Annotated in this window: 2 protein-coding genes; one reads left to right on the forward strand and one right to left on the reverse strand. The window is 74.6% G+C overall.

Annotated features, from left to right (window positions below; genetic code table 11):
• Positions 1-173 precede the first annotated feature (173 nt).
• The gene (locus ACQUQ1_RS22480; RefSeq protein ID WP_435066396.1) at positions 174-335 is read left to right on the forward strand and encodes a hypothetical protein; all 162 of its coding nucleotides are present in this window, start codon (positions 174-176) and stop codon (positions 333-335) included.
• Positions 336-381: 46 nt separating this feature from the next.
• On the opposite strand, the gene ACQUQ1_RS22485 is transcribed toward ACQUQ1_RS22480, so the two are convergent.
• Positions 382-867 (reverse strand): MutS-related protein (locus tag ACQUQ1_RS22485; protein WP_435066397.1); only part of this gene is annotated, 486 nt, incomplete at its 5' end.

Raw genomic sequence — 867 nt, forward strand, 5'->3', positions numbered from 1 at the left:
GTCGTGGGGTCGTCATTGCTACACCTCCACCGACCACCTATCAGCATAAGTACCATTTCCGAACTCCGACGGGACTGGGTCCGGCGTGGGGGCGGAGTCTCTCCGAAATTCGTCCGGAGTGGGCGACGCCCCCCGGCCGGGAACGGTATGCGCCTCGCCCGCGTACCGCACCCGTGCTCGGGCTCCGGTTCTACGCCTGCGAGGGGTGTGACACGGTCCACGACGGGGTCGAGGAGCCGGCGGCGTGTGCGGCGTGCGGCGCCGACCGGTTCGAGGAACTGACGTCGCGCCTTCGCGACTGTCGGTACCTCGCGGCGGCGACGCGGGAGGGCTGAGCGCCCCGACCGCTCCCCCCCCGTCGCGGGTCCGTCCGTGGGTCGCTCACCCCCCGTCCAGTCGCTCCTGCCACTCCTGCACCTTCGCCATCAGTTCGACGGGCGGCGTCTCGTTCACGTCGGTCCCCCGGAGCGCCGACAGCACCGCCTCGGCCTCGGGTTCGAGTTCGGGGGCCGGGGACTCCGTCGCGTCCGCGTCGCCGGGGGCGGCACGGTCTCCGTCGGTCGTCGCGACCGCGGCGCCGTTGCCGGCGGCGGAGGCGGGGCGGTCGGCGTCGTCGCCGGCGTTCCCGTCCTCCCCGCCGCCGGCGACGAACTCGCCGGCCGAGAGGTCGAAGACGGCCTGTCTGGTCTCCCCGTCGCCGCCGCCCGAACCGGCTCCCCTCGCCTCGATGGCCTTCTCCTCGCGCAGGCGGTCGAGCACCTCGTCCGCGCGGGCCACGACCGGGCCCGGGACGCCCGCGAGGTCGGCGACGTGGACGCCGTAGCTGCGGTCGGTCGGGCCCTCGCGCACGCGCCGGAGGAACGTCAC

The sequence above is a fragment of the Halobaculum sp. EA56 genome (assembly GCF_051195075.1).
Lineage (GTDB): Archaea > Halobacteriota > Halobacteria > Halobacteriales > Haloferacaceae > Halobaculum.